The 7,921-nt window shown below is 54.5% G+C and carries 7 protein-coding genes; all 7 read right to left on the bottom strand.

The window, feature by feature from the left end; all coding sequences use genetic code 11:
- Positions 1 to 150 precede the first annotated feature (150 nt).
- Entirely contained in the window at positions 151 to 1,242 is a 1,092-nt protein-coding gene (locus HPY90_RS14145; protein WP_287195443.1) for a hypothetical protein, read from the bottom strand.
- Positions 1,243 to 1,572: 330 nt separating this feature from the next.
- Complete coding sequence (locus tag HPY90_RS14140; RefSeq protein WP_287195445.1) at positions 1,573 to 2,841, bottom strand: CpaE/TadZ family protein; 1,269 nt, start codon at positions 2,839 to 2,841, stop codon at positions 1,573 to 1,575.
- Positions 2,842 to 2,864: 23 nt separating this feature from the next.
- Positions 2,865 to 4,028: a CpaE/TadZ family protein gene (locus HPY90_RS14135; RefSeq protein ID WP_287195441.1), complete on the bottom strand. Its 1,164-nt coding sequence runs from the start codon at positions 4,026 to 4,028 to the stop codon at positions 2,865 to 2,867.
- The gene (locus tag HPY90_RS14130; RefSeq protein WP_287195439.1) at positions 4,025 to 4,831 is read right to left on the bottom strand and encodes a ParA family protein; all 807 of its coding nucleotides are present in this window, start codon (positions 4,829 to 4,831) and stop codon (positions 4,025 to 4,027) included. Before HPY90_RS14130 ends, HPY90_RS14135 begins: the two co-directional genes overlap by 4 nt.
- On the bottom strand, positions 4,828 to 6,021 hold the full coding sequence (locus HPY90_RS14125; protein ID WP_287195437.1) for a CpaE/TadZ family protein: 1,194 nt from the start codon (positions 6,019 to 6,021) through the stop codon (positions 4,828 to 4,830). The genes HPY90_RS14130 and HPY90_RS14125 overlap by 4 nt, the downstream gene beginning before the upstream one ends.
- Before the next feature lie 4 nt (positions 6,022 to 6,025).
- Positions 6,026 to 6,850, bottom strand: coding sequence for a vitamin K epoxide reductase family protein (locus tag HPY90_RS14120; protein ID WP_287195435.1), 825 nt, complete (start codon positions 6,848 to 6,850; stop codon positions 6,026 to 6,028).
- 270 nt (positions 6,851 to 7,120) lie between these two features.
- Positions 7,121 to 7,819: an HNH endonuclease gene (locus HPY90_RS14115; protein ID WP_287195433.1), complete on the bottom strand. Its 699-nt coding sequence runs from the start codon at positions 7,817 to 7,819 to the stop codon at positions 7,121 to 7,123.
- Positions 7,820 to 7,921: the final 102 nt, after the last annotated feature.

The following is a 7,921-nucleotide window of genomic DNA, read 5'->3' as shown; positions in this document are numbered from 1 at the left end:
TAAAACGGGTCAGGCCGTTGTGAAAGGAGATCTTCTCTTCCAGCCGCTTGAAGAGCCGCTTTGCCTTTCGGGTCATCCCTTTTCCTTCCCCAGGCAAGGAATTAACCTTCTGATTAAGCTCTTCCCTGATAGACTCAAGCCTCCCCGGCGTTAATTGCTGTCTGTCCCGGCAGCTTTTTTGTCCGGTTTCTTTTTCGATCCGTCTGCATTATCTGCTTTTTTCTTCTGATAAGTTATCTTTTTCGCAAATTCCGCCAGGGCATCAAGTAGCGCGCTTTTGTTTTCGATCAGGTACACTCCATATCTGTCTATATCTTCCCGGGTGTACTGGCTGCCGCTGGCGTCGAAATATCTGATGACAGCCATACCGTGCCCTTTGGCAACCTGGCCTCCCAGCACCCCGCGAAGCGAGATCATCGCGGTCATGGCCCGGAAAGCCAGCCGGTTCATTTCGCTGTCGTCGGTTAAAACATTGACCTGGACAAACTTTGTCCCGGCAGGTATCACTTCAAAGCCGAAAACAGCCCCGTATTTATCATCGTCTTTTCCGGCCGGTTCTTCCTTCGGCTCGGTTTTTTCTGCCCTGCGCATATATCTCACTACGCTGGCTTTTTCGCTGATAAGGCTGCTTGCAGTTAATTCAAAGCTGTCCCATTCTTTTTCTTCCATATCAAACTGCTTTACCAGGGCTTTTGAGATTAAAAGGCTGATCAGGCTTTTAGTCTCGGAAACAAGCGGGATCATGATCCCGATCCGGCACTGGCCTTCGATCATGTGGCCGTGATAGTTGCCCCCCAAAAGCGACCAGATTGGGAACGATCGGCTTATCCGGTCGTATGTTTCCATATCCAGCTGATCTGGAGTGTCGTTTTTATGGGTCGCTCCCCCATTGTGCAAAAAGAAAAATATGTCGCTGGCAATATCGGAGGTCGCAAACAGCTTATTAAACTTTTCCCGTTTGTCAATCCCCAGCGTTTTCAGAGTGTAGCCCAGAAGCAGCCGCCGCCCGATGCCGCGCACCGCGTTGCCTGAAATAACCGGCAGGTCAATCCTGGTTTGAACACCGGTTAATTTGTCTTCGGCAAGAATCGGCATCCGACGGAAACGCACTGGTTCCCCTGTATCGGGTTTGACATTGTACGGGGGTATTTCCCCATGATGAATTGGCGTCAGTGCGGTAACAAACCCGTACACTGTTTCTGCAGCCTGAAAGTTCACAATCCTCGGCGCTTTTTCTGACAAAAAGCGCCTTTCCCTCCTTTCACAAAATTTTTTTGCGGGCAAACAGCTCGCAAAAAAAAAAAAAACAGCAGCCCCGGCACATCAACCGGAGCTGCTGGAGTTTTGAACATTTTTTTAAAATTCGATGTTGAACCTTGCTCACCAACTCTTTCAGCTACATTATATCCAGCCAGACGAAAAATGCAAGAGTTTTTTATGAAAATAAAAAACCCGACGCAGTAAATTTTAACTGCGTCGGGTTTTGAACATTTTTTTAAATTGTTAACGGGTGGGACTAATGGGCAGTTAGTCCGACTGAATTATACCATACCAGCAGAAATTTGCAACAGACTACCGCAAAATTTTTTTGAATATCCTGCCGAGAAAATTCTTCCTTTCCGGCTTGCACCCCTGTCCGGCAAAAACCGGGAAGATTTTGTTGGCGATTTCCCTGATCGAAACCGCAAACTCGCCGTCCGGCTCCCACAGCACCAGCGGCGTGCCCCGCTTGACGGCTTCCCTGACTCTGCCGTTTTCTTTCACCACCCCCAGCGTGGGATAGGGCATGAATTCGTCCATTTCTCGCAGTTCCATCCCGCCGGCCATGCCGTGCATGTTCACGATCCGGTAGCACTTGTCGCTCACTTTCAAATTGGTCAGCGTCTCGTTGATCTGGACCATGCCCCGCACCACCTGAATATCGGGCGTTACCACGACCAGAATGCAGTCCGCGTGGTCCGCCGCCGCCCAGGAGACTTCCAGGTTTATCGACGGCGGCAGGTCCAGCACCACAAAGTCGAAATTCCGCCTGAAAATCTCGATCACTTTCCGCACCAGGTCTTCGTTGACGTAGGCGATGCTTTCCGGCGTCGGGACCGAAGGCAGCACCCACAGGCCGCTGCGGTGCCTGACGAGAAACTCGCTCAGCTCGTCGGCGTCCATGTCCGCTGTGTGCTGAAACGCCAGAATGTTCCGGCCGCCGATTTCTTTTTCCGGCGAACCAAGATTGAGGTGCACCGACACCGTGCCGAACTCGTTCAGGTCGATGATCGCCGCCCGCACCGACAGGTCGGCCTGGGCCGCCACCGCGCAGGCGATGTTGACGGCCATCGTCGTCTTTCCGACCCCTCCCTTCGGGCTGATCACCATCGCGACCGTCTTTTTGACGGCCTGAATCTCCCGCACGGTTTTGATCTCCTGATACTTCGCTTTCGGCCCCGAGCCTTTTTCAAACAGCGGGAGCCGGCTGCTCTGCTGGGTTAAAAGTTTCCGGTAGCGGTCGACCGCTTCTTCGATGGCAGGCCCGATGTCGGCGTCGGTGTAGGGTTTGGTGAAGACCTGCTGCACGCCGATTGCTGTCGCCTTCCGCCACAGGTCCATCGAACCCGAATCGGTAACGATGAACACCTGGGTGCCCGGCGACGCTTTGGCGATTTTCTCCGCCGCCTCCAAACCGGACATGTCGACCAGCCCGTGGTCAACGACAGCTGCGTCCGGGGCGGAGTCTTCCGCCCACCGGATAGCTTCGCGGCCGGTTGCGGCAAGGTACGCCACCCTGATCCGGGGATGACCGTAAAACATGCTCCTGGCTTTTTCTCTCCATATCGGGTCGTCGTCCACAACCAAAAGATGGATTTTGTCGGTTATTTTGATTCACCCGCCTTTCCACCAAAGAAATTTTTCAATCGGTCAATTAATCCCTGCGGTTTTCCGGCTGGCTGCTGGAGCAGCCGCCGCTTCAGTTTGGTTATCTCCCGGCCAAAATCTTCCCGGCTGTCCGCAGGAGGCGCCGCCGCTGCCAGCGGAAGGCCGAAGCCGGCGGCAATGCGGCCGGCTGTCCTTTCCAGGCCGGGCGGGAGTTTGTTTAAGATTATGCTCAGTTTGCTCTGCGGCACTTTCCCGAAAGGGAACACGCCGGTCAGAAACGCCTCCAGCAGCTCCAGGTCGTTTTTTTCGGGCGTGGTCACCAAAAACACTTCGTCCGCCAGTTCAAGCGCGGAGAGTGAGATGTCGCTTAAGTAACTGCCGCAGTCAACCACGGTCAGCGCAAAATGGCGCTGAAGCACGCCGAGCGCGTTCGCCATCAATTCTGCGGTCAGGCTGCCGATTTCCCAGACTTCGGTCACTGCCGGCAGAAACCAAGCTTTTGATTCCGTCCGGTTCAGGTAACGGTGGGCGATGCCTTCCCTGTTTCGGTTGGCGCAGGGAAAATCAATCCACGACGCCAGCGACATTTTGCAGGTTTTCGCTCCCAGGTACTGTCCCGGCTGGCTGAGCAGGCAGCGGGTGTCGGTGTCGATTAAAACAGTGTCGCATTCTTCGGCAGCTGTTTCAGCCAGATGCGCCGCAATAAACGATGTGCCTGCCCCGCCCCGGCAGGAAACGAAAGCCGCAATCTTCGCCGCCACCGGCGCCGGCCCTTTCGTCTTTTCCACTTTTTCGACCAGGTAGTTTATGCCGGTTTCTCCCTGCAGGTTGAAAAATTTGCAAACCGCTTCAACCTCTCTCCCGCGTTCGGTCGGGTACGCTCTCAGCGCCGCCCACTTCCTGTATTCTCCCGCCGGCGCGCTGACGAACGGGACGTAAGTCTTACCGTGCCGCATGATGACTTCCAGCACCGCGCGGTTCTGGTCTTCCGCGAAACCCAATAGAACGGCGTCGCACGCCCCGACGTGCCTTTCGAGCGAATCGACCAGCGAGCCCGGGTCGGACGCCGACAGGACCGCCGTCAGTTCCGGGCATCTGGCAATTTCGCTCCGCACCCTTTCGATAAACCCGGGCGGGCCGCCGACTGCTATGCTGATCAATCAGTTTCCCCCTTTCCCAGAATGGCTGCTAACGTCCCCACCGCTTCGGCGATTTTCAGGCTCCGGTTCGACGCCGGGACGTTTACCGCCAGCGCCGCCGCGCAGCCCTGGTAGTCGTCATCCACCGTGATTACTGGAATGTTCGGAAAGGCCGACTTCACCACTTCTTCAGGCAGCTCGGGCCGCCGGCGGTTGTAAACCACCGCGCGCGCCTTCGGGATGGCTTTCGCCGGCTCAATGCACTGCACCAGATCCGGGCTCACGACCAGCACCACCGCGTCCACCCGGTCAAATTCCCTGAAGGATGGTGATGTGTCAACCACTATTTTGTCCGCCTGGAGGGTTTCCAGCATGTTCAAATCTCCCCTGACAGACTGAAAGTGGCAGTGCGCGTTCGGCGGGTCGGCGGTGTCAAGGAGGACCGTCTTCAACCCCAGCGCCGCGTAGTGCTCCGCCAGGGACGCCGCGAGCGTCGTCCGGCCGGTCCCCCCTTTGGGGCTGACAAACGCGATCACTTTAACCGGCCTGATCTCTTCCAGCATTTTTTTGAGGTACGGCGCGATCTGTTTGATGTGCGCTTCGGCTGTCCCGGTGACCAGGATGTTTTCGGGCGCCACCCCTTTTTTGATGAACTGCTGGGCTTCGTCGGGCAGGGCGATTACCGCCACCGTCCTGGCCGGGTCTGACACGTCACCGGGCGTGAAGACGATATGCGCTTCCGCTTCCTGCCTGGAGGCCGTTTCGCAGTCAAGGTATCCGGCCAATTTTTCCGGCTGTTCCAATGCAATCCAGACGCGTATCAACCTCTCCCCCTGACCAGACGGTCCAGCAGGCTGGAGCCGCGCTGCCTGCGGCCGGCCGCCTCTTCCGCCACCGCGCATATCCACTCTCTGCTGTCCGCTTTTTTCATCTGCAGGACGGTTTTGCCCGCTCGCTTTGCCGCTTCAAACGCCGGGTCTTCGGGGATCTCCTTCCAGACTTTGAAGCCGCCCATCTCGGCCACGTGTTCCGGCCGGTAGTAGCTGGCCGGCGTCACTTTGTTCACCACTAAAACGGCTTTGCCGCTTTCCACCCAGTCCCGGTGGGCGCTTAAAAAACGCTTGATCAGGGTCTCCATGTAGCCCTGTTCGGGTATGGTCAGGAGAAACGCTCTGTGTGCCATCGACAGGGCCATTCTCGCGTGGGGCGCGAAGGGATTTGTGCCGAAGTCCACGACGATGACTTCGTATTCGCGGCTAAGTCTGGACAGGATTTCTTCGGCGTCTTCGTCGGTGAGCCGGCCGTTCCGCCCCGAAGGGAGCAGCCGGAAACCCGCGGAATGGGCAACCAAACGGCGCGGGAGTTCTTTGCCGTACTCTCTCCAGTTGTCTGTATTGGGGTATCTGTCCACCTGTTCTAATAATCCCAGGACTTCCGCGAGATTCCCTTCCAGGTCGAAGTCAACCACTGCGGTCGAACGGCCCTGCATCGCAAAATATGCCCCCAGATTTGACGCCAGCGCGGTCTTGCCCACGCCTCCTTTTGTGCTGAAGGAAGCTAAAAGCAGGGTGTCCTGGTTGAACAGCGGGCTTATATAGGGTTCGATCCGGCCGTTTTCTTCTTTTTCTTCAGGTTTGTTTTCAATCGACCCGGAAGGTTCAAATGTGTTATTCGCAGGTTGAGCCGGGACTTCAAACCTGACAGGGCTTACCGGCAGTTCCCCTTCTGTCAGCCGCCAGGCTTCCCAGCAGACAGATGACAGCCCGCAGACGCGGAACCCTTTTTCTTTGAAAACAGCGATGGTTTCCCAGTCTGTCGGCGCGTCGATCACCAGAACGCCCGGCAGGCCCAGGGCTTTGCGGAACAATTCTTCCTTGTCCCGGCCGCCGAACCGCGAATACCACGATGTTGACGCAACCACGGCTTTTGACTTTTCGAGCGTTTCGGTTGTAGGGATTCCATTGATTTTTAAAAGCTCACGGACCGCTTCCGAACCGGCAACGAATACGGACACAGAATCAGCTCCTTTCTTGCAGCCAGTCAGCAATTTCTTTTTCGCCGTACAGCGTTTTCTCCTGGACTGTTAGAGCAGGCAGCCTGTCCAGGTTCAGCCTGTCTGTGCAGACGTATACGGGGTCCTTGAGGCCAACCGCATCGGCTTCTGCCCTGGCGTCCCGCAGGTCTTTTTCCAGATCGCCCCCTGGGAAGCCGTACACCAGCGCGGGCCTTTTGTCCGCGGGTAGTGAAGCGGCTGCCTTCAGGACAGGATAGCAGTGAGAGCACCAGGGCGCGAAAAACAAAACCGGTTTGCTGCTGTCAAGCAGTAATCGGCGCCCGCTTTCATCTACCACATGAAAACCTGATTTTTCTGCCGGAACTGGTGACGAAGCCTTTTCTTGGACTGCGGGAAGATTTGCTTCGGGTTTATGCGGTTGTTCTTTCGGCGTGAACATCAGGCCAGCACAGAACACGGCGGCAGCCAGCACAACCGCCAGCGGCCCGCATGCTGACAGCGCAACCGCGAACATAATCAGGGCCGACAGCAGGCACCATATACAGTATGCTTTGATGAGTATGGCCTGGGCAAAAACCAGATACGCTTCAACCCCCAGGCCCGTTAAGGAAAGCCATTTTACAGCCTGTTCCTTGTTTGCCAGGGCAGCCAGCAGGATGAAGATGTACCCGAACACCCCGGACCAGGCCACCGGGACGCCTGCTATCCTGGCGTAAGGGCTGGAATGGACCGGACTGCAGCCGCCTGTACAGTTGTACGCCGTGAGAGCCAGGTACAGGGAAATGACTGCTCCAACTGCGCTCAGGGTAGCGATGAACTTTCGCGGCATTGCATCCCCCCGAAAAAAATAAAATCGCGGACGCGCGTCCGCATAATAAAATAGCCCCGGTGTTTAAACCAGGGCTGCTGGAGTTTTGAACATTTTTTTGCAAATTTGATGTTGAACTTACCTGCTGATTCTTTCAGCTACATTATATCCACTTCCTTGAAAAATGCAAGACTTTTTAGTACCGTCTGAAGGTCATATATTGTGAGCCGCTACAGAGGAGAGAAAAGATAGCCAGAAACAAACAATTTTCCCTATCTTTCATAGAAATGACTACGCGACGGAAACCTCGGAATTCATTCCGAGGAGGAAGTCGCATGCCCTCCTTTCGCATAATAATGTACTTGCTCTTTCTAGCAGTTTTAGCTTTTTACAACTTGCCGAAGGACTAATTTTAGTTCCGTCAAGTCTTCTTAAATCAAAGTATCCGCTGGCTCTCCTGCCCCAGACAAAACATTCCTGCCCTTCGTACAATACCTTGTCGAATAACTGAAACCCAAACAGGTATCTGGGAGCCTTGTTTGCTTTACGAATGCCGCCCTTAATAGGATTAGCTTTATACAGTTGCCTGTTTTGCCCCCGCATCTGTTTAAAGAAGTACCATGTACCGTCTGATTTTGCTTGAGGGTTACCGCTAATGCATCGGGCATCTGTCCTATGGGTCTTTCCCAAACCGTTGGTAATTCTGGTGTGTTTGGTAATATAGCCATAGGTTAAGCTGACATTCGGATATGACGCTTTAAGCCTGTTATATACAGCCCACCGCATGATCCCTATAAAAGCGGCATCTCTGAATGACTGTCCTCTTTTTAGATTTAGTTTCAACTTTCCTGCGTGGTAGTCTTTATGGCATTGTTCGCAAAGAGTTATAAGATTATTTGGTGCATCCCCTCCTGTTTTACGGCTTTCTATATGATGGACTTCAAGTATCTTGTTCTGACAACCTTGGCCGAGTAAAATTTCAGTAGGCACCAGAAGGGGATCAGCCCCCTGAAAAAGAAATGAGACCTCGCCCAAAAAAACACCCAAAGTCAAACTAAAGGAGTGTGAGGTCTCATGTTAAATATTCGCCAA

It is taken from the genome of Syntrophothermus sp., assembly GCF_013314835.1.
Lineage (GTDB): Bacteria > Bacillota > Syntrophomonadia > Syntrophomonadales > Syntrophothermaceae > Syntrophothermus > Syntrophothermus lipocalidus.
Note: the sequence above shows the minus strand (reverse complement) of the source record. Positions and strands in the feature narration are given on the sequence as shown.